General features: G+C 59.3%; 15 protein-coding genes. 2 read left to right on the plus strand and 13 right to left on the minus strand.

Going from position 1 to position 21846, the window contains the following annotated elements:
* Positions 1-19: 19 nt before the first annotated feature.
* The 13 genes from AD669_RS04695 to yaaA form a co-directional block, all read right to left on the minus strand.
* A complete protein-coding gene (locus AD669_RS04695; protein ID WP_053117288.1) occupies positions 20-1471 on the minus strand; it encodes a mannose-1-phosphate guanylyltransferase/mannose-6-phosphate isomerase in 1452 nt (483 codons plus the stop codon).
* 207 nt (positions 1472-1678) lie between these two features.
* A complete protein-coding gene (locus AD669_RS04700) occupies positions 1679-2335 on the minus strand; it encodes an alginate O-acetyltransferase AlgF (RefSeq protein WP_003221835.1) in 657 nt (218 codons plus the stop codon).
* A 14-nt stretch (positions 2336-2349) separates the two neighbouring features.
* Positions 2350-3525 (minus strand): alginate O-acetyltransferase, encoded by a 1176-nt coding sequence (locus AD669_RS04705; protein ID WP_053117291.1) that lies wholly within the window; start codon positions 3523-3525, stop codon positions 2350-2352.
* Between the two features lie 10 nt (positions 3526-3535).
* Entirely contained in the window at positions 3536-5101 is a 1566-nt protein-coding gene (locus tag AD669_RS04710) for an MBOAT family protein (protein ID WP_053117293.1), read from the minus strand.
* Positions 5102-5386: 285 nt separating this feature from the next.
* The gene (locus AD669_RS04715) at positions 5387-6511 is read right to left on the minus strand and encodes a mannuronate-specific alginate lyase (protein WP_053117295.1); all 1125 of its coding nucleotides are present in this window, start codon (positions 6509-6511) and stop codon (positions 5387-5389) included.
* A gap of 8 nt (positions 6512-6519) precedes the next feature.
* Entirely contained in the window at positions 6520-7980 is a 1461-nt protein-coding gene (locus AD669_RS04720; RefSeq protein WP_053117297.1) for an alginate O-acetyltransferase, read from the minus strand.
* Positions 7981-7990: 10 nt separating this feature from the next.
* Positions 7991-9577: a mannuronan 5-epimerase AlgG gene (gene algG / locus AD669_RS04725; RefSeq protein ID WP_053117956.1), complete on the minus strand. Its 1587-nt coding sequence runs from the start codon at positions 9575-9577 to the stop codon at positions 7991-7993.
* 26 nt (positions 9578-9603) lie between these two features.
* Complete coding sequence (locus AD669_RS04730; protein ID WP_008077270.1) at positions 9604-11085, minus strand: alginate export family protein; 1482 nt, start codon at positions 11083-11085, stop codon at positions 9604-9606.
* On the minus strand, positions 11082-12593 hold the full coding sequence (gene algK / locus AD669_RS04735) for an alginate biosynthesis TPR repeat lipoprotein AlgK (RefSeq protein WP_371262355.1): 1512 nt from the start codon (positions 12591-12593) through the stop codon (positions 11082-11084). Before algK ends, AD669_RS04730 begins: the two co-directional genes overlap by 4 nt.
* Before the next feature lie 9 nt (positions 12594-12602).
* A complete protein-coding gene (locus AD669_RS04740; protein WP_053117301.1) occupies positions 12603-13772 on the minus strand; it encodes an alginate biosynthesis protein Alg44 in 1170 nt (389 codons plus the stop codon).
* A 35-nt stretch (positions 13773-13807) separates the two neighbouring features.
* Positions 13808-15289 carry a mannuronan synthase gene (gene alg8 / locus AD669_RS04745; RefSeq protein ID WP_371262356.1) on the minus strand — a complete coding sequence of 494 codons (1482 nt, stop codon included), beginning with the start codon at positions 15287-15289 and terminating at the stop codon, positions 13808-13810.
* 241 nt (positions 15290-15530) lie between these two features.
* Positions 15531-16847 (minus strand): nucleotide sugar dehydrogenase, encoded by a 1317-nt coding sequence (locus AD669_RS04750; protein WP_053117304.1) that lies wholly within the window; start codon positions 16845-16847, stop codon positions 15531-15533.
* 810 nt (positions 16848-17657) lie between these two features.
* Complete coding sequence (gene yaaA / locus AD669_RS04755; protein ID WP_053117306.1) at positions 17658-18437, minus strand: peroxide stress protein YaaA; 780 nt, start codon at positions 18435-18437, stop codon at positions 17658-17660.
* Positions 18438-18757: 320 nt separating this feature from the next.
* Between yaaA and AD669_RS04760 the strand changes: the two genes are divergently transcribed.
* Positions 18758-19882 carry a polysaccharide deacetylase family protein gene (locus AD669_RS04760; RefSeq protein ID WP_053117309.1) on the plus strand — a complete coding sequence of 375 codons (1125 nt, stop codon included), beginning with the start codon at positions 18758-18760 and terminating at the stop codon, positions 19880-19882.
* A gap of 337 nt (positions 19883-20219) precedes the next feature.
* Positions 20220-21614 carry a PhoH family protein gene (locus tag AD669_RS04765; RefSeq protein ID WP_053117311.1) on the plus strand — a complete coding sequence of 465 codons (1395 nt, stop codon included), beginning with the start codon at positions 20220-20222 and terminating at the stop codon, positions 21612-21614.
* Positions 21615-21846 lie beyond the last annotated feature (232 nt).

Below are 21846 nucleotides of genomic sequence, written 5' to 3' on the forward strand. Positions count from 1 at the left end.
TTCTTGTTTTGCCGATCAGTTACTGCGCGATGGTCTTCACCGACACGCCGCGCTCGATCGGGGTGGAGCGGCCGTAGATGTCTTCGAAGCGTTCGATGTCGTCTTCGCCCAGGTACGAGCCCGACTGGACTTCGATGATTTCCAGCGGGATCTTGCCCGGGTTGCGCAGGCGATGCACCGAGGCGATCGGGATGTAGGTCGACTGGTTTTCGCAGAGCAGGAACACGTTTTCATCGCAGGTCACTTCGGCGGTGCCGCTGACCACGATCCAGTGTTCGGCGCGGTGGTGGTGCATCTGCAGCGACAGGCATGCGCCCGGTTTCACCGAGATGTGCTTGACCTGGAAACGCCCGCCCATGTCCACCGAGTCGTACGAGCCCCACGGACGATAGACTTCGCAGTGATTCTGGGTTTCGCTGCGGCCCTGCTCGTTGAGCGTGTTGACCATCTGCTTGACGCCCTGAACCTTGTCTTTGTGGGCAATCATCATGGCGTCTTTGGTTTCGACCACGACGATGTTTTCCAGACCGATCACCGACACCAGTTTGCCGTTGCCGTGGATCATGCAGTTCTTGCTGTCCTGGATGACCACGTCGCCTTTGGTAACGTTGCCGTTGGCGTCTTTCTCGTTGACTTCCCACAGCGACGACCAGCAACCGACATCGCTCCAGCCAGCGGTCAGCGGCACCACGCAGGCGCGCTGGGTTTTTTCCATCACGGAGTAGTCGATGGAGTTGTCCGGGCAGCAGGCGAAGGTGGCTTCGTCCAGCGTCACGGTGTCGGCATCCTGCTCGCTGCGCTCAAGGGTCAGCAGGCAGGTGTCGTAGATGTCCGGATCGTGCTTTTTCAGCTCTTCGAGGAAGCGGCTGGCGCGGAACAGGAACATGCCGCTGTTCCAGTAGTAACCGCCGGACTGCACGTACTCGGTAGCGCGTTTGACGTCAGGTTTTTCGACGAAGTGCGAGACGCGGCTGACGCCTTCGGGCAGCAGCGAATCCGCAGTGGATTTGATGTAGCCGTAACCGGTTTCCGGTTTGGTCGCCGGTACGCCGAACAGCACCATTTCGCCGTTTTCAGCGGCGACGGTGGCGAGGGCGAGGGCGCGTTGCAGGGCTTTCTGGTCTTCGAGGACGTGGTCAGCCGGCAGCACCAGCATCAGTTCGTCGCGACCTTCATTGACCAGCATCATCGCGGTCAACGCCACGGCCGGCGCGGTGTTGCGGCCGAACGGTTCCATCAGGATGCGCTGGCATCCCAGATTACGATTGCTCAACTGCTCGTTGACGATGAAGCGGTGATCCTTGTTGCAGACCACGATCGGGGTGTCCATACCTTCGAACACCAGGCGTTCGAGGGTCTGCTGGAACAGCGTGTGTTCGCCGGTCAGGGCGAGGAATTGCTTAGGGAACTGCTTACGCGAAAGCGGCCAAAGACGTGAACCGCTACCACCTGACAAGATCACCGGAATCATATTGTTTACTCCATAAAATCGATTGGTTAGAGGCACGAACGCTGTGTCGTTTCACTCTTGTTTTTGTCTCGTACCGAGAGGCCGCCGCATTCCCTTGTAGGAGCTGCCGAAGGCTGCGATCTGTTGATCTTGATCTTCATAAACAAAGTCAAAAGATCGCAGCGTGCCGCAGCTCCTACAGGGATCAGCGTCTCCTCGGGAAATGGGTTAGCGAGTCGATACCGGGCGTTTTACCCAGACTGGCGACAGGCTGCTGCCGCTGCCGGTGACGTACAGCACCGCCGCTTCACCGCGCTCCAGGGCGACCGGTTTTACGTCGCCAACTTTCTTGTCACCTTCGTACAGCGCCAAGCTGACTTTCACCGGGTTGATTTCACGTTCGCCACGGCCCTTGGCGGCCACGTTCGGCACCACGTCGGTCTTGCCGTCGGCGGTCTTCAGGGTCAGCGGTTTGTCGCTGAGGTTCTGCACGCGCACCAGGGATTTCTGCTTGTTCTTGAACGGCGGCTCTTCGATCAGTTGCGGCGCGCCGGAAGCGTTGTTGACCAGGGTGTAGTAGTGGTCACCGGCGAGTTTCACCGGCAGGGTCTGGCTGCCGACTTTGGCGCTGTAATCACCGCCAGGCATGAAGCTGAAGTCGCTGCTGGCCAGTGGCGCAACGTCGCTCAGGTTGGTGCTGCCGACGGTGGCGCTGACTTCAGCGTTGCTGGCGTTGTAGACACGCACGAAGGTCGAGCCTTTCGGTGCGGTCGGGCCGTAGAGCGCAGCGTCGCCACCGGCGAAAGCCTGAACCGACAGCACGCTCAGACCTGCAACCAGTGCAATGCGTTTTGCGAGACGACGAGGAGTAGTAGTGAAAGTCATGGTGTACCTCTCTTTCAGTTTTGCGCCCGATCGGGCGTCTCGGATTTAGTGTTGATTGCTACGTTTTGTTGGCGCGCGCCGGCTTGTTTAAGCTCTGCGACCCACTGCGGGTCGGCGTCGCCGATTTCGTTGTTCACAGGCAGATATCGTTCAGGAAACTCCCAGATCAGCACCTGTGGCGGGCTGTTCTTGAAGTCATCGCTTTTCAGGTAGCTGAGCATCGGCAGGATCGGGCCGTGGCCGTCTTCGGCGTAGCTCACCACGTCGCTGTGCAGCGCTTGTTTCAGGGCACCGACGAAGTTCCAGTTGGGGTTGGCGCTGTAGCTGGTGCCGACCAGTGCCACCGGCACTTCATTGCTGGCGAACAGCGCGTCGTCACCGGCAGGCTGATCACCAGCCGCGACGGTGTTGCGCTTTTGCAGCGGCTCTTGCGCCGGCATCAGGTTTTCAAACAGCGGATCGAGCGGCAGGAACAAGCGCAGATCGCCCTTGTGCGTGACCTTTTCCGCTGGCGTGGTAACGAAGCGCTGCGGCTCGCCGCTGAGCGGGAACTTGTCGGCGATGGTTTTCGCCAAAGTGTTTGCTGCAACCTCGGCGCCCTCAGGCGTCCAGTGCGTATCGGTGCGCAGGAACACTTGCTGACCACTTTGCTTGGCCTGCTGGAACGGCTTGAGCAGGTCAGGGGCGAGGATCTTGTCGGCGGCTACACGAGCATGGAAATCCTGATAGAGATTTTCGTGGATGCTCGCCGGTTTCACTTCACCCAGATGCTCCGGGTACAGACGAACCTTGGCCGGCACGATCGCCATCACCAGTTTCACGCCTTTCTCTTTGAGGGTCTGGCGCACGCCTTCGACCAGCGCGTAGTTGCCTTGCAGGTTCAGCTCTTCGTTGACGATCGGGTTGAATTCTTCATCGCTGTACAACCACTGATCGCGACCGAGCACCACGCCCGGACGACCTTCGTTGAACAGTTTGAAATCCAGCGCGGCCCAGAGGTTGGTGCCCAGACGCTTGATCGGGAATTCATCGTCGTAGTGCGTTTCCACAGCCTTGGTCCAGCGACCGTTGAGCACCGTCGCATCGGCATTGGTGCTGAAGCCGAAGAAGCTGCGAACCGACCACAGACCCAAGACCAACAGGGTCACCAGGAACAGGGCGATGTAGAAGATGCGTAATGAGCGGGTCATGTCAGATCCCTCAGAACTGGAAGTAAAGGAACGGCGAGAAGCTTTGCGCCGAGAGTTTGAGAATCGAGGCGATGAACAGCAGCAGGATCAAGCCGCGCATCACGTAGCGCGACCAGTCCGCGCTCCAGTAGGCCGGTTGCACCTGGGCTTCGACGCCGACGGTGTAGCCAGGCTCGTGGATGCTCGCCGGGTTTTCGCCGGGTGCGGCTTTGATCATTCCCGGAGTCGCCGTGGCAGGGCCGTTGGCCTCAACGTTGACTTCAGGTTTGCTCTTGGCCGGTGGCTGGTTGGTGTACAGATCGCGCAGGCCGAAGAACGCCAGCGTCACGTACGCCACAACCAGAGTTGCCACTTGCAGACCGGTGAGGCTGGCCTGATTGAGTTCGGACAACGACCAGTCGCCGAAGCTGAACATCGCGCCGTACATGCGACCGGCAACGTGCAGGTTCTCGGCGCGGAAGATCACCCAGCCCATGACCACGAGCAGGAAGGTCAGCGCCCAGCGGATCGGGTTGAGGCTGCGTGGCGAAGTGTTCAGGCCCAGCGCTTTTTCAATCGCCAGCCACATGCCGTGCCAGGCGCCCCAGACGATGTAGGTGATGTTCGCGCCGTGCCACAGACCACCGAGGAGCATGGTCAGGAACAGGTTGCGATAGGTCATCAGCGTGCCTTTACGGTTACCGCCGAGGGTGATGTACAGATAGTCACGCAGCCAGGTCGACAGGCTGATGTGCCAGCGGCGCCAGAACTCGGTGATCGACTGGCTGATGTACGGCTGTTTGAAGTTTTCCATGAAGCGGAAACCCATCATCAAGCCCAGACCGATGGCCATGTCGCTGTAACCGGAGAAGTCGAAATACAGCTGCGCGGTGTAGGCCAGTGCGCCGAGCCAGGCATCGCCGGTGGTCGGGTTTTGCAGGGCGAAACAATGGTCGGCGACCACCGCGAGGGTGTCGGCGATGAAGACTTTCTTGATGAAACCCTGCATGAACCGCGTGCAGCCCTCGGAGAATTTATCGAGGGTGTGCGTGCGGTTGTTGAACTGGTCGGCGAGGTCGCGGAAGCGCAGCACCGGGCCGGCAATCAAGTGCGGGAAGATCGCTACGAAGGCGGCGAAGTCGATCAGGTTGCGCGTGGCCGGGGTGTCGCCGCGATACACGTCGATGATGTAGCTGATCGACTCGAAAATGTAGAACGAGATACCGATCGGCAGCAGCACGTGGGTGAGGATGAACGGCGACAGACCGACCGACGTCATCATCGCGTTGATGCTATCGACGCCGAAGTTGGCGTACTTGAAGTAGCCGAGGATGCACAAATCGACTGCGACACCGAGCAACAGCCAGCGCTGCGCCGGTTTGGTCCGCACGCCAGCGGCTCCGACTTTGAGGCCGATCCAGTAGTTCCACAATGTGACGGCAGCGAACAGCGCGAGGAAGTCCACACGCCACCAGGCATAGAACACGTAGCTGGCGATCAGCAGCAGCAAATTGCGATAGCGTTGCCCGCTCAAGTAGTACAAGCCGAGAAAGATCGGCAAGAACAGAAACAGGAACACGTTGGATGAAAATACCATCCCGATCTCTCCATGTTTGAACCAACAGTCAAGGGCCAAAGCCCCCCCAAACCCCCCGTGGTAGTGGAGGGGTGACACAGTGCTTGCTTGAGGTCGGAGCTGGCCGTCAGACCGCGCCCCTCACCCCCCGCCCTCTCCCGGAGGGAGAGGGAGCCTGATCTCCATGGTTTTCAGAAAAGGAGATCGACTCGGTATTTCATTTCGGCGTAACTCGCACAGCCACCTCGGTCAGTCCCCTCTCCCTCCGGGAGAGGGTTAGGGTGAGGGGCTTTCGCTTTTCGCCTTTCAAGAACCTTTGTTGCCCTTTTCATGGGACGGGTCGTAGACCTTGGTCAGGTCGCCGCCGAGGCGGAAGGTTTTGAACGGCTGCATGCCGCGCTTCTTCTCGATGACATCCGGCGCACAGGTGTAGAGCGTGCAGAACGGTTCGAGCCAGGCGAATTTCATGTCCTCTTTCAAGTCGGTCATGTCCTGCTCTTTGCCGTTCTTCTTCTCGAATTCATCCGGGTCTTTCACCCCCGACAACACCCGATCACCCAGACGCTTCAGCGCACCGTTGTTCTCCTGACGCAAATCGACCCCGTTGACCTGAGCAAAACTGGCGATCATCGCCAGCGGCGGCAGGGCGTAGTTGTGATAGGCGAGGGCGCGTTGCTGGCGCTTGAGTTCGTTCGGCAGGTAACCGTCAGCATCGACTTGATTGGCGCCGACCTTGTATTCCTTCACCGCCCAGTCAAACAGGTCGCGGCGGTTGGTCGCGACCGACGTCGCCATCACCGACCATGCGGCCCAGTACGAGTGATTGTTGGTTTTTTCCAGCGGCAGGTTGTCCCAGTCGCTGACCACCTGGTCGGCCATTTTGCTGAACCACGCCTCGATCACCTGCGCTTCCTGCTGATGCTGCGCCAGCGGATGCGAGTCGGAGAACTTCAGGCGAATGTACGAAGAGGCCATGCTGCCCAACGCCCATTTGCGCATCGACTTGCCGGTGTGGTTGAAGTCTTTCGACATCAACGCGTCGGCCTTGGCCCACGCGGTCAGCCAGTTCAGCGTGCAGTCGAGCTGTTCCGGACGACCGTCGCGCATGAACTGCATTACCCGTTTGGCGGTGCCGCGTTCCAGCGTGGTGATGTCTTTGGTGGTGTCGCGGAAAGCTTTTTCCGACTGCACGTTCAGCGTTGAACGGGCCTTGTCCGAGCCTTCGTATTTGCTGCGAAATTGCAGCGGCCCGGTGTACGGCGTCGGCATGGCATCGCAGCCTTCGCTGTTGTCGCCGGTCTTGAATTTATCCACAGGCGCGAAGTAGCCCTGCGGTGGACGCAGTGGCGCGGCGGCCTGAGTCGCCCCGGCGAACATCGCCAGGCTCAGCAGCGTCGGTGCCAACAGATTTTTGAGTTTCGGATTTCGCATAGCAGACCTCATTGCCCGACCTGAGCGGTTTGTTGCCCAGCGCCCGGGAATACGTTGCGTTTGCAGATTTTCGCTTCGACTTTTTGCGGCGCGGTGCCCGCTTCCGGGCCCTGAACTTCGACCGCCAGCAGGTTCTGCGTGGCCCAGTCTTCGTCCGTGCGCAACTCAAAGGCGAAACGACCGTCGGTGTCGGAGGTTTCCGGTTTCTCGATCTTGATGTCCTCGTGGCGACCGTTCATGTACCAGAGGGTGGCTTGCAGGGTTTTCACCGAAGGATCGGCGAAGCGGATGTCGACCTGATGGCTGCTGTTTTGCAGGTTCAGGTTCTTGCTGTTGACCAGCAGTTCTTGTTTGCCGCCCGGCTTGAGCGTGGTGCTCGCGGACATCTGTGCGTCTTTGCCTTCGCAGCCGTTGTCGAGCAGGGACATCATTTGGCGATAGATGGTCTCCTGGTCGAGGCGATACAGCGGCGAGAATTCCCAGATGAGAATTTTCGGCGGGGTCTTCTGGAATTCGTCGCTGCCGAGGTACTGCAGCATCGAACCTTCCAGACCACCGCCGGGGAACGCGACGTTGAGAATGTCGGCGCCGATGGCTTCTTCGAGGAAGCCGGCGAAGTTGTAGTTCTTGCCGCTGTGCGACGTACCGACGAGGGTGATTTGCGGGTTGCCGGAATCACCGAACAGGTCGCCGTCGCCAGCCTCGCCCTTAGGCTCGGTGGTGAATTGATCCATGTACTGGATCGCGTAACTGGTGCCGCACAGTTGCCCGGCCATGTTGTGCAGGGTGCCGGTCTTGCCCATGCGCCCGGAGCGTTTGGTTTCGAATTCACGCTTGGGTACGTCGGCGAAGGCCGGGATCTGCTTGACCTTCTCGGCGACGATTTTCGCCGTGCGCTGTGCACCGTATGGCGTCCAGTGTTGGTCGCCGCGGAAATAGAAGTCGTGGGCGGGCAGGGTGTCTGGCAGCGATTCGTTGGTCAGCGGCGACAGGTCTGGCACGACGTAACCCATCTTGGCGAAACGGCCGAGCATGGTCTTGTAGTTGCCCAGCGCTTTCTCGTAATCGAACGCGGCTTTTTCCTGCGGGTTGAGCTTGTTGCGGTTCACCAGGCCACGGGTTGGCTGATAAACAATCACCAGCTCGACGCCTTTGGCCTTGAACGCATCGTGCAGCTGTTGCAGGCGTTTGTAGCCGGCCGGGGTGGTGTTGAACTCGGTGCGCAGATCTTCCTGAGTCCGGAACAGCCAGTCGCCTTGCGCCTGCACCAGCGTGGTGAAGTTCTGCTGATAACGCGTGGTGTAGTTCTTCGCGTCATGCGCCGCCGGGCACAGGTTGCAGCACGGTTCGGCGCTGAACTTCGGCGGCGTAGCGGCGGCGCCTTCATCGGCGCGGGCGCCGTTGCTGGCCGCGAGAATGCCCACGGTCAGGGCCGACAGGCTGAGTAATTTGATCAAGTGTGGGTGCATAAAATTATCCTCAGTCCTGCATTTCGGTCTGGCGTTCGACAGGGTCGATCAGCACGGCTTTCTGCTGGCGCACCAGCAGGTCGAGAATTTCATCCTGGCGCTCGCCGAGGATGCCGTTGAAGCTGATGCCGCTGGATTTGGTCGGCGCCAGCATCGACACGCGATACAGCTCGACACTCAAAGGCGAATCGATCGACAGCGGGCCGCTGCCGTTGGCCGCCAGCTCACCGCCGACGACGATCAGCGACACCTGCGCATCGAACGGGTCGAGCTTGATGTCACGGTCGGTGTCGCTCAGATCCTTGATGTGGCCGTAAACGCCGGTCAGGCCGTTGGCCATGGCGACGTTTTCGTAGAGGCGGATGTTCACGCTGTTACGAATACGGATGCCGTGGCGTTTGTTGCTGATGACCTTGTTGCCCCACAGCAGGTTGTCGGCGGACTCGTAGAGCGTGATGCCGTCGGTGTGGTTCTTGTAGATCTCGTTGTAGGCAATGATGTTGTTGACGCTGTTACGGTCGATCACCAAGCCCGAGAGGTGGTTGTCGAAGCTCTTGTTGTTGAAGATGAAGCTGTCGTTGACCTCACGGGAAATAATGATCCCGTGCTTCTTCTTCGTGCCGTGCACAGTGTTCTCGGCAATGATCAGGCCGTGGGAACGGTCGTGCGGGTCGATGCCGTAAACGATGTTGTCTTTGTAGGTGTTGCCCTTGACCACGAAGTCGCGGGTCTCGTAGCAGTAGAAGCCGTACCACATGTCGGAGAACTCGGAACCGACGATCCAGCCAGTCGGTTCGGGACGCTTGAGCACCTTGGCCATGTTCGGCGTGTACTGGGAAATACTCACGCCGTACGACTTACTGTTGGCGTAGCCGAAGCTAGCCATCTTGCTGTTGACGATGTAGGTCTCGGTGCCGCCCCAGGCCAGCAGGAACGGACGGAATTCCTTCGGCGAACGGAAGGTCGCCGGGCCGTTTTCCTTCTCGCGCCAGCCAGTGATCTTGGTGTCACGCACGAACAGCTGACCGTCGTTGACCAGGAACGAACCGGCCTCTTGCGACAGGCGCAATTCCTGGGTCTGGCCATCGATTTCGAGGATGCCTTTACGGCCAACCACGATCGGCAGCTTCGACAAATACACGCCCGGCGAGGTTTCGCTGAAATACTGCTTGGGCAGTTTCTGCGCCAGATCCTTGAGGTTCATATAGCCGTCGTCGACGAAGATCGCCTGCGGGATGCCGTGCTGACGCACCACCCATTCGGCCATCTTGTTGTCGCCGCCGATGAAGTCCTTCAGCGCGTCTTCCTGCATCATCCGGCGCACGCTGATCTTGCCCGGTTTGCTGCGGACGATTTTCGCCGCAGCGGCTTCGGCGGTGAAGCCGGAGAGGTCGGGCAGTTTTGGCGCGGCCAGATTCAGCGCGTCGGTCGGCGCGCTGCTGACGGTGTAGGTCTTGGCCTGTTGCAGTTCTTTGGCCACGGTGGCCGGCTTGGCCGGTTGTGGCGCCGTCGGCTCCACATTGGCGAAGGCGCCGGCGCTGGCCAGCAGCATCGCGCCGGCCAGCAGGCTGAGTGAGCCTATCCTGGTGCTGATCATGTCGGGCACTCCCTTGGCGGTTTGCATCAGAAGCGCCAGATCACGTCGATGAACGCGCGGTGCATGTACGAATCAACCTGCTTGCCGTAGGCATCGCCCGGTTTGAACACACCGCCACGGAAACGCACGAGGGCCGAAGGCTCGTCGATCGACTGGCTCAACGCCGCGGGCAACAGGCCTTGCTTGAAGTACTTGGTGACGACCAGATCCATCTCCTGACCCAGATCCTTGTTGCCGTCTTCAAGCGGCAGCGAGGTGCTGGAAAGAATGGCGCCGGTGGCGTCGTCGGTGTTGTTTTCCACGGCGTTGATGCCGTTGCTGCCCACCGGCTTGTTGCCGTCGACACGCCAGAATTTGTGGTAGATCAGGCTGGCGTCGTACTCGTCGTTGACCATCCACGAACCGAACAGTGTGGCGGTCTGCATGTTGTTCATTTCGCCACGGAAGGCTTCGCCGAAACGGTGAACCCGCGAACGCGTACCGGTGTAGTTGGAGCGGTTGCTCTCCAGACCGTTCTGCTCGTAATCGGCGCTGGCGCGGGCATAGGCACCGCCGACTTGCCATTGCGGATCGAGGCGCAGACGTACACCGATGTCGGTGGCCCAGCCGTTGACGTCATCGCTGCGCTTGGCTTGTGCCGGGCGCGAGCCGTCGGCATTCAGCGCGTTGACCGTGTCGCGGTCGCCGCTCATGCCGGTGATGCTGCCCCAGTAGTTGACGGTGTTGGTGTTGCGCCAGTTGTAGGCGTCGCTGTCGGCGGTCAGGCCGAGCCAGCTGATGTCGCCGTTCTCGGTTTTATCCAGCGAGTCGCGCGGGACACCCGGCTCGGCGTAATCGAGTTTGCCGTCGTCGTGGGTATGGTGACCACGAATGCCGACCCACTGGCCCGGTGTCCACTGGTAAGCGGCATCGGCGTAGGCGTGCAGGCGATCTTTGTCTTTCGGCGCCAGCTCTTTCAAGTCGGTGCGGTATTCGCTGAAGCGTTCGGCGACACCGGCGTTGGCGCGCAACAGGGTGGTGTCGAAGGTCCAGTTCAGCGCTTCGATGTTGGTGTCGCGCCATTGGCCGTCGTCATTGCGCAGGCGCTGGCGACCGAACTTGAGCATCTCGCCCGGGTATGGCGTGAGGCCGCTGTAGCCGACCCAGAACTCGCGCATCGCCAGGTAGTTTTTCTTGGTTTTGCGATCGCCGTTGTCGGTGGCTTGTTCACCGTCGGATTGTTGCAGGGTGTCGGTTTCGATGATGTCGGTCGAGGTCACGGCCTGGCCCATGGCGTAGGCGCTCCACGCGCCGCTTTCGCCGTAGATCCACGGACGCAGGTCGAGGCCGACGCCGTTGACGTCGCCGCCGCTGGCGGTGCCGAGGTCGCGGTCGTCTTCGGACTGGCCGGTGACTTTCACTTCGAGGCCGAAGTTCTTGGTTTCAGTCATCGCGGCCAGTGTCGGGCAAGACCAGATCAGCGCGAAAGTGAGGCCAATGCCGGCCTTCACAAATGGATTCAACTTCATAATTTTTCCTCGCCGTCTTCTTCTTGCAGGGCGTGCAGTTGCAGCGTGTTCTGGTTCAGAGCGCCACGGCTGGCTTGCTCCTGTTGCAGCAGACGTTGGGCTTCGGCCAGACGCTCGGGCGGCAATTGCGCGGCGAGGGTGGTCGCCAGCTCATCGGCTTGCGGGGTGTTTTGCGCCTTGGCCAGTTGGCTGAAGACGTAGGCGTTGAGCGGATCGGGCTTGGTGCCCTTGCCTTGGGAGAACAGTTGCGCGATGGCGAAGTCGGCGCTGTTTTGGCCGTTGCGCGCAGCGGTCAGCAAGTGGTCGAGCGCCTTCTGCGGATAGACCTTGCCGAGGTAGCCACGGCGATAGATCTGGCCGAGGTAGTAGTCGGCGGCGACTTCACGGCCAACGGCTTTCTGGAAATGTTCTTCAGCAACTTTGGCGTCAGCCGGGACCATTTTGCCTTCGTAGTAGAGCTTGCCCAGCAACAGCTCGGCGCGCGGCTGGTCGGCGGCGCGGCCGTTGTCGAGGTACTTCATCATCTGGTCGACGTCACCCAGTTCCGGGTAGTCGTACAGCAATTGCGCGAGGGTCACCCACGACGCCGGGTAGCCTGGAGCGATCGGCTCGAGCAGCGACTGCGCGGTTTTTTCGTCGGGCTTGCCGAGGGTCGAATCGGCCAGTACACGGGCCACGGAATCGACGCGCTGCGCGGTGACGGTGCCTCGGGCATAACCGGCCTGCATCTGTTTGATCAGCTCGGCTTGCTGTTCTGGCTGGGCACGTTTCTGATAGACCGTGGCCAGTTCGACGTAGCAGATGTCGGTGGTGTTGAGCGCGGCTTTGCAGATTTTTTCCACGTCATCCAGGTGCTGGTCGTAGGTGCCTTGGGTGCGATACAGCAGCACCTGCGCCAGACCTGCTTCCGGATAACCGGATTTGCGCCATTGATCGATCTGCTGCTGCGCGTTGATGTTGGGGAAGCTGTGCGGGTATTGCAGGTAGAGCATCGCCAGCGGGATCAACGTGTTGCCTTCGCCATTGGCGGCGGCTTTTTTCAGCAGGGTTTCGGCTTCGTGGTGCTCGGCTTCGGTGTAACCCGGTTTGGCCACCAGCAAGCGGCCCAGACGCGCCTGAGCACGCGGCGAAACACTGGCGGCGGCGCGGTAAGTCGCTTCGGCCTGTTTCATTTGCTCAGGGTCGCGGCTGTCGACCTGGATATCGGCGAGGCCGACTTGCGCCTCGCTGTAACCCAGATCGGCCAGTTGCTGATAATTCTGCGCAGCGGTGGCAGTGTCGCCACGCTTCAGCGCTTCGTTGGCCAGACGCTGATCGGGCAGGCCGGCGCAACCGGCGAGACTGACTGCCAAAGCCAATGCGCACACTGAACCCATGTGGGAGCGAGCTTGCTCGCGAAAGCGGTGTGTCAGTCGGCACTGAGGCTGAATGTCAGAATGCATTCGCGAGCAAGCTCGCTCCCACAGGGTTTGTGGTGTGCTTGAGATGGGTGGAGTAGTCACAGGCATGTCCTCGACTTAAAGACCGGCAGCCATGGCTTTGTCGATCAGCCAGTTCAGGTTCGGGCCACGGTCGCTGTTGACTTCCACAGGGCGGCCGGCGAGGTTGCTGTCGAGCGGCTCGTCTGGCTGGATCTGTACGCGGATGTCAGAGGACAGGTCGGCGCTTTTCAGGCTGGTGCTGCTGACGATCTTGCCGGTGCGGGTCTTGTCTTCGCCGGCGATCTGGAAGCTCACCGGAGTGCCCGGACGCACGTCGCCGAACTGGCGATAGGAGAAGCGCGCATCAACGGTGGCCTGGGTGTTGCGCGGCACCAGTTGGAAGATCACGTCGCCCTTGCTCGCGTACTGACCGTCAGCCACCAGTTGCTGGGCCACGGTGCAATCGCATGGCGAAGTCAGGGTGCCGGTCATTTGTTTGCCGAACAGTTCTTCAACCTTGGCCGGGGACAGTTGATCTTCTTCCAGATGGCCCTTGAGCACGTCGAGCATGCTGGTGCTGAAGGTCGCCAGTGGCGCGCCTTTGGCGGCAACGCCGTCGGACTTGATCAGGCTCTGCACGGTGCCGTCGCGGGGCATGGTGATGTTCATCCCCGGCACGCTGACCAGACCAGCCTGCGCGTGGCTGACGAAGTACATGCCGTACACCGATTTGAAAATGAAGCCCGCCGCGACCAGGCCAACGACAAACACACCGGCGCTGAAGGTCACTGCTTTCAGTCGACCGAACGGGGTCATGCCGGAGCCGCCGTCCTTCACTTTGCGCGCCTTGGTGAAGTTGTCGCGCTGCAGCGTTGCCAACACTTCACCCATGCTGACGATGTCGCCGGCCAGGTGCGAAGTGATCAAGTGGCGCAGGGTGGAAATGTCCTGCGGCTCGAGGTTCTGAAACTGGCAACCGACGCGGCCGGTCTGGCGGTCGTAAGAACGGATCTGCAGTTCCACGTCCATCGCCAGCCCGAGGTTGTCGATGACGAATTGCAGACGCGCCTTGTGCACGTCGCCAGCCTTGAGCGGCAACTGCCCGGCGTTGAACGCCAGACCACCGGCCGACAGGTCGATGACCCGCGCTTCAACCGGTGTCCGGTCGGGGCCGAAAAAGCGCAGTTTGGCCGGGATTTTCACGCGGGCGTGTTGGCGCTGGGCTTCGGATTCATGCACTACGTTGGCGTTGACGGCGGTATTCATAGGGGCGATTTCCTTGTTAATTCAATAGGGGCGGGTCAGACCATCATCAGCAGCACGGCGACAAAAATGCTGCCGGCGGAGAAGGTCATGGTCCGAGACGACCAGGTGTTGAACCAACGTTGAAAGCTGGCGAGATCACGGGTCAGGGATGTGGGTTGGCGTGTCCAGGATTGTTGGTCGAGGCGGAAGAACACGTAGATCTTCACCAGCGCGCCGACGATCTGGTTGTAATAAAGAATCGCGGGATAAGCCGGGCCGATGCGGTGACCGGAGCACGACAGCAGCAGGGTCAGAATCAGGCGGGTGATGCCGATCCACAGCAGATAAACGAGGATGAACGCCGTGCCGTATTTGAAGCTGGCAATGATCGCCACGGTCAGGCCGAGCAATGACGTCCACATCGATACGCGCTGGTCGAACAGCACCACCGAGGTGAAGGCGCCGAGGCGTTTCACACCCAGGCCCAGTGCTCGCGAGTTCTGGCGCAGGTTGTTGCCGTACCAGCGGAACATCAGTTTGCGGCTGGCCTTGATGAAGCTCTTTTCCGGCGGGTGTTCAACGGTGTTGATCGCCGCGTCAGGCACGTAGAAGGTGTCGTAGCCAAGGCGCATCAGGCTGAACCAGCTCGACTTGTCGTCGCCGGTCAAAAACTTGAAACGGCCCAGACGCCAGTGTTGCAGCGAGTCGCTCTCAACGTCGGCGATGAATTCCGGGTTGGTCACCACAGACGCTTTGAATACCGACATACGCCCGGTCATGGTCAGTACGCGTTTGGACAGAGCCATCGAGCACATGTTGATGTGGCGCTGGGCGAAACGCAGCTTGTGCCATTCGCTCATGATGTAGCCGCCGCGCACTTCGCAGAATTCGTTGGTGGTCAGGCCGCCGACGTTGCCGAACAGCTGGAACCACGGCACGGTCTTGCGCACGGTGCCTTCGCCGAGCACGGTGTCGCCATCGATCACGGCAACCACGGCACGGTCGTCCGGCAGGTGGCGGGAGATCGCGCGGAAACCGTAGGCCAGGCCATCACGTTTACCGGTGCCGGGAATGCGCACGAAGTCGAGCTTCACACGCTCTGGCGGATTCATCCGCGCCCACAGCGCCTTGACCAGCAGCTCATCGGACATTTCCACGATCGAGCAAACCACGGTGGTCGGCAGTTCGCAGTCGATGGCTTCGCGGATCACCGAGCTGTAGACCTGCGCTGTGGTCAGCGCGTCGATACGGAAACTGGTGACCATCAGAAACACATGCGACGGATCCGCCGCTTTACCCAGTTTGCGCACTTTGCGGCGCAGGTGCGGATAAACGATGTAGAGAAAAATCATGCCGCGCACAAAGTGCGTTGCACCCATCGAGTAGCGCCAGATACCCACGGCGCCAATCAGGAAAATGAAGTCCTTCGACTCGGAGTCGAACGTGGACGTGGGCAGCATCAAGGCCAGGCCCATCAGCAAACTTAGGTAAAACAGCCAACCGGCGGCCTGAAGTAGGCCGTGTTTTAGCCTGTGCATAATCTGCATCCGTCTCTATCTCGGGCCGGGCCCGATGGGGTTAAGGCAGGCTTACAAAAAACTGCGATGTCACGCGCAATTCGGGTGATCCCTGTAGGAGCTGCCGAAGGCTGCGATCTTTTGATCTTTGCCGGTTCACTCGGAACTCAAGCGTTGCCGGTAAAGATCGCAGCCTTCGGCAGCTCCTACATTTGGGTTCTGTTGCCCGGCGTCGCGAGGGCGGCGCCGGGCAACGTCTGCCTTACCAGCAGATACCTTCGGTGCGAGTACCGGCGTCGGTGGCTTTGGCCATGAAGCCGACCAGGTCGATGACCTGTTTGCCGTGCGGTGCTTGCTGGGCCAGTGCGCGGAATTTCTCGTCGCGGTTGCCGAGGATGATCACGTCGGAGTTGTCGATCACCGAATCGAAGTCCGCGTTGAGCAGGGACGATACGTGCGGGATTTTCGACTCGATGTAGTCTTTGTTCGCGCCGTGAACACGGGCGTACTCGACGTTGCTGTCGTAGATGCTCAGGTCGTAACCCTTGCCGATCAGCATCTCGGCCAGCTCGACCAGCGGGCTTTCGCGCAGGTCGTCGGTGCCGGCCTTGAAGCTCAGGCCGAGGAGGGCGACTTTGCGTTTGTCGTGGCTTTCAACGATGTCGAAGGCGTTCTGCACTTGCGATTCGTTACTGCGCATCAGCGAGTTGAGCAGCGGCGCTTCGACGTCCAGGGAACCTGCGCGGTAGGTCAGGGCACGCACGTCTTTTGGCAGGCACGAGCCGCCGAAGGCGAAGCCTGGGCGCATGTAGTACTGGGACAGGTTGAGGGTCTTGTCCTGGCAAACCACTTCCATCACTTCACGGCCATCGACGCCGACCGCTTTGGCGATGTTGCCGATCTCGTTGGCGAAGGTCACTTTGGTCGCGTGCCAGACGTTGCAGGTGTACTTGATCATCTCGGCGACGGCGATGTCCTTGCGGATGATCGGCGCGTCTAGTTCTTCGTACAGCGATTGCAGAACGTCGCCCGAAGCCTTGTCGAATTCGCCGATGACGGTCATCGGTGGCAGGTCGTAGTCGGCGATGGCGGTGGATTCACGCAGGAATTCCGGGTTGACCGCAACACCGAAGTCGATGCCAGCTTTCTTGCCGGAGCAGTCTTCAAGAATCGGGATTACTACGTTGGCAACTGTGCCCGGCAATACGGTGCTGCGTACAACGATGGTGTGGCGAGTGGTTTTTTCACGCAGAACAAAACCGATCTCGCGGCACACGGCTTCGATGTAGTTCAGTTCGAGGTCGCCGTTCTTTTTGCTCGGCGTACCGACGCAGATCATCGACAGGTCAGTGTCACGAATCGCTTCGGCGAAGTTGGTCGTGCCACGCAGACGACCGGTTTGAATACCCTGTTGCAGAAGTTCGCCCAGGCCCGGTTCAACAATGGGAGATTTGCCAGCGTTGATCATGTCGATCTTGCCTTTGGCAACATCGACGCCAACCACGTCATGGCCCCGTGCAGACAGGCAACCGGCACATACTGCGCCAACGTAACCCAAACCAAATATGCTGATGCGCATCGCAATTACCTCTGTATATATCAGGCCTTAGAAGGCCGGAGTTAATGGTGTTCAGCGTTCACTAGTGCACTCGAAAGTGCGGCTTACAGGCGCCACAATGCCGTGTGCAGGCATACAAAGTTCCGAGTGTCTAAATAAGTGCACTCAAGATGTGCGCAACCAGGCCTTATAGTTATGACTTGCCCTGTTATGCAGCGGATCTTCCTTTGGAAGGCTCAGGTGCATTCGTCTTGCGCGCTTGATGGCGGGCGGGAAGGCCCGTAGATCAAGCGGTTTGGTGCTCAGGCGAGCACGTTTATAGGGGGCGCGGCCTTGGCCTTGTAGGGGATATTAATGCTGCGTATCTCCTGTCCTTCAGTGTGCTTTGCGACCGGTTAGTCATCTAGGCAAGTTGCTGTGACAACTTGGTTACATGGCTAATTGTCCTACGTAAGTTATCTCGTACAAACTCGGCGAGAATCGTTACCGGTGGTATGAACTACGCATTTGGACATAGTTCCAGTCCGCTCATCGCGCCATCTGAAATTTTTTGAAATATTGACAAAGATGGCACTGGTCTCAATTTGATAGCACTTTCCGTTTCGCCCTTTATTGATAGGGGCGTCATTGCGCTAGATAGTTTTGTGCCACTACCGTGAAAAAAGTTACGTGCCACTACTGAAAAAAATGATCAGTGTCGAGTGAAACTAAAATTAGAAAGGACAGGGATTTTTTTCTGGCGCCATAAAAATGGCGAAATCAAGCGAGGAATTTTTGACGTCGTGCGAGCTGCACGACTCTTTATAAAAAGAGTCGTGCATTAGGCATGCTTTATTCGGGGGCGTGGTCGCGCAGAAATACCAGGTTGTCAGGTTTCGATTGTTCGGCGCTGTAGCGATAACCCTGCACATCGAACTGCTTGAGCTGGGCCGGATCGTTGATCTTTTCCTGAATCACGAAACGGCTCATCAGGCCACGCGCTTTCTTCGCGTAGAAACTGATGATCTTGTACTGGCCGTTCTTCTGATCCTTGAACTCGGTATTGATGATCCGCGCGTTCAGGGCGGTGCGTTTAACGGCCGAGAAGTATTCGTTGGATGCGAGGTTGAGCAGCACGTCGTCGCCCTGATCGGCCAGCGCTTCGTTGAGCCATTCGCTGATGCGAGTGCCCCAGAAGGCGTACAGGTCTTTGCCCCGGGCGTTGGCCAGTTTGGTGCCCATTTCCAGGCGATACGGTTGCATCAGGTCGAGCGGGCGCAGCAGGCCATAGAGGCCGGAGAGCATGCGCAGGTGCTTTTGCGCGTAATCGAAGTTGGCTTCGCTGAAAGATTGTGCGTCGAGGCCGGTATAGACGTCGCCCTTGAAGGCGAGCAGCGCCTGCTTGGCGTTCTCCGGGGTGAACGCGGGCGTCCAGCTGCCGAAACGCGCGGCGTTGAGGCCGCCGATCTTGTCGGACACGTGCATCAGCTCACTGATCTGCGCCGGGGTCAGGTCGCGCAATTGCTGGATCAGTTCCTGAGAATGGTCGAGGTACTGCGGCTGGGTGAAGCGCTGGGTCGCCGGCGGTGTTTCGTAATCGAGGGTCTTGGCGGGGGAAATCACCATCAGCATGAAGTCGTCTCCTTTAATCGTGGGGGCGATTCTAGGGGGTTGTCGGTGTTGACTCCAGCTATCAAGCCCATAGGTGATCGACGGCTTGGCGATGATCGTTCCCACGCTCTGCGTGGGAATGCCGCCTGTGACGCTCCGCGTCACCGTCGAGCTGGACGCGGAGCGTCCGGGGAGGCGTTACCACGCAGAGCGTGGGAACGATCATCGCAATGATTCAATGGAGGCACAGGTAGGAGCTGCCGAAGGCTGCGATCTTTTGATCTTTCTTTTGATCCACCCGCGATATAGTGCCGCGCGGGTTTTGTTATGGAGACGCCCCTTTGCGCATTGTTCTTTTATTCACCGCGTGGCTGTTGAGCTTCGGTGCCGCTGCGGCGCCGGGCGATGTGGCGACGCTGGATCGCAGCACCTGGCCGGAGCAGCTCAGCAGCCCGACGCTGTTCGACGTCGCCTCGCGCGCCGAAATCCTCATGTTCGCCCGGGGCCTGCTCGGCACCGAAGCGCTGGACGAAACCGCGCTGGCCCAGCGCCTCGGCCTGCGCACGGTGAATATCGACGCGGTCAACAGCCTGCGTCAGCGTCTCTGGCAGCGCCTGTTGGCCAACTACAACTACGCCCAGCAAAGCTGCGATCAGGACGCCTCGTTCTGCTTCCTCGTCGAAGACCTAGCGACCCTGCGCGAGCAAGCCGCCAAATTCGTCGTCAGCGATGACAGCTATTACACCAAGTGGGCCGAGCCGAGCCGGATCTTTCATGTGCAGTATCTCGATGAACTGATGCGCAAGGCCGCGCTGTTTCCGCAGACCAGCAGCGAAGTCGATCGTTTCGGCGACTACGAGCGCAACGGCGACGAGATGCACGACCGGCTGTTTCTGCTGACTTTCGACAGCGCCGCGAATCTGCAACCGGACAATACCGACTGGCTCACCGGCTATCTGCGCAAGGCTAATCTGAGCGGCACGTTCTTTGTGTTGGGCAAGGATATTCAGGCACGCCTGAGCGATCGTTCGGTGAGCAGCCTGCAAACCGAGTTCTCCAGACAGTGCGTCGGCGTGCAGGGCTGGGAGTTCCGCTCCCACAGCCACTGGCAGGACTGGCAGGATTCGGTGCGGCGCAGCGCCGATCTGGTGAAGAACAAACTGCCGGAAAACTACGTGCCGCTGTTCCGTCCGCCGGACGGCCAGCGCCGCAGCGATGCACAGAGTTTCTTCAACACTCAGGGCCTGCAAGTGGCGCTGTGGGACATCGATGCCCAGGACGGTGCCGGCAAACTCAAGGGTGCGCCGAGCGCGCAACGGGTGCTGACCCTGATGCTGTTGTGGCGTCACGGGGTGATCAATTTCAATATGAAACAGGACGCGGTGAAGACCTCGTTGCCGTGGCTGATCACGCAAACCGCGCAGAGCGGCATTGGTTGGGAAGACTGTCAGGACGCGTTTCGCTGAGAAACGCTAAAAGCCCGGAAACATTGGGCTTGGGGTGATTTTTTCAGAGAATTTGCTGCAGGTGGACTTCCGACTCTAACGGTGTCGACGGAGTCCGCCAAGGGCTTTTCGTCACTTTGCAAAATAAACTTAAAAAAACCGTCAAAGTACTTTTTTATGTCATCGGTTTTGGAGTATTACGAAGACAGACCGCCGAAACCTGCAACACAGGTGGCGTCTTCCAAGACCCGTTTGTTTGCAGTCACTTGAATCTCCGCAGGTGAGATTTCGGCAGTCACTTCGAGGCGCAGCACCGCTCAGGTATTGCGTCTACTGGCTCTGACATAGGTGACCGAGTATGGATGATCACGGACGTAGCCCTTCCTCCAACCAGCCAATCCTGTATGTACTCGATACCAACGTATTGATTCACGATCCAAACGCCCTGCTGAATTTCGAAGAACACCACGTCGCGATCCCGATGACCGTGCTTGAGGAGCTGGACAAGCTCAAGAGCGGGCATCACAGCGTGGCCGCTGAATGCCGTCAGGCCATCCGGCTGATCGACAAAACCCTGGGCGATGCGTCCCCGGAAGATGTCGAACTGGGTGTGCCGATCCAGCGCGGCAAGGGCGGGCCGAAGGGCTTGCTGTCAATTCTGATGAGCAAGCAGGCCGAATCGAACCTGATTCTGCCCGAGCATCTGAACGACAACAAAATCATCAACCAACTGATCGACCTGCACACTCGCGACCCGAAAAAACCGGTGGTGCTGGTCACCAAAGACATCAACATGCGCCTCAAGGCGCGTGCCTGCGGTATCGCCTCCGAGGACTACAGCACCGACCAACTGGTCGACGACGTGTCCTTGCTGCCGAACGGCTATCACAACATGACCGGCTCCTTCTGGGACCGCGTGAGCAAGGTCGAAACCCGTCAGGATCACGGCCGCACCTGGCACCAGGTACAACTGATCGACAACCTGCCGGCCGTGCACATCAACGAGTTCATCATTGATGAACAGGGCTTCGTCGGCTGGATCAAGGAGATTGAAGAAGACCGCCTGCTGATTCTCGACCTGCACCAGGAACCGTTGCTGCACCAGGAAGCGTGGGGGCTGAAACCGCGCGACATCTATCAAAGTCTGGCGCTGTACGCGCTGCTCGACCCGGACATTCATCTGGTCAACCTGTCGGGTGCGGCAGGCTCTGGTAAAACCATTCTGGCGCTGGCCGCTGCGATCGAGCAGACCATGGTCAGCAAGCGTTATCGTCGCATCATCGCCACTCGCAGTGTGCAGGGCCTGGATCAGGAAATCGGCTTCCTGCCCGGCACCGAAGCGGAAAAAATGGAGCCGTGGCTGGGCGCCATCACCGACAACCTCGAAGCCTTGCACATGGATGACGAAAACACCCATGGCAGCGTCGACTACATCCTCAGCAAAGTGCCGCTGCAGTTCAAATCGCTCAACTACATTCGTGGTCGCAGCTTCCAGCAGAGCCTGATCCTGATCGACGAATGTCAGAACCTCACACCGCACCAGATGAAAACCATCATCACCCGTGCCGGCGCCGGTTCGAAAGTGGTGTGCCTGGGCAACCTCGCACAGATCGACACCCCTTACCTGTCCGCGACCAGCTCCGGGCTGACCTACCTGACCGAACGCTTCAAGGATTTCCCGAACGGTGTGCACATCACCCTGCAAGGGGTGCCTCGCTCGATCCTGGCTGAATACGCCGAAACGCATCTGTAACTGCATCACAACCAAAACCGGGCGGCCCCAAAAGCCGCCCGGTTTTTTTATGCCTGAACACAAAACCAAATGTAGGAGCTGCCGAAGGCTGCGATCTTTTGATCTTGTTTTTAAAGATCAAAGTCAAAAGATCGCAGCCTTCGGCAGCTCCTACACAGGTTGCGTGATAATCCGACTCGCAGAAATTTGACCCGCAGGTTTACAATCCCCGCTCCTGATCAGGAGTAATCCC

It is taken from the genome of Pseudomonas sp. P1.31 (assembly GCF_001269815.1).
Lineage (GTDB): Bacteria > Pseudomonadota > Gammaproteobacteria > Pseudomonadales > Pseudomonadaceae > Aquipseudomonas > Aquipseudomonas rustica.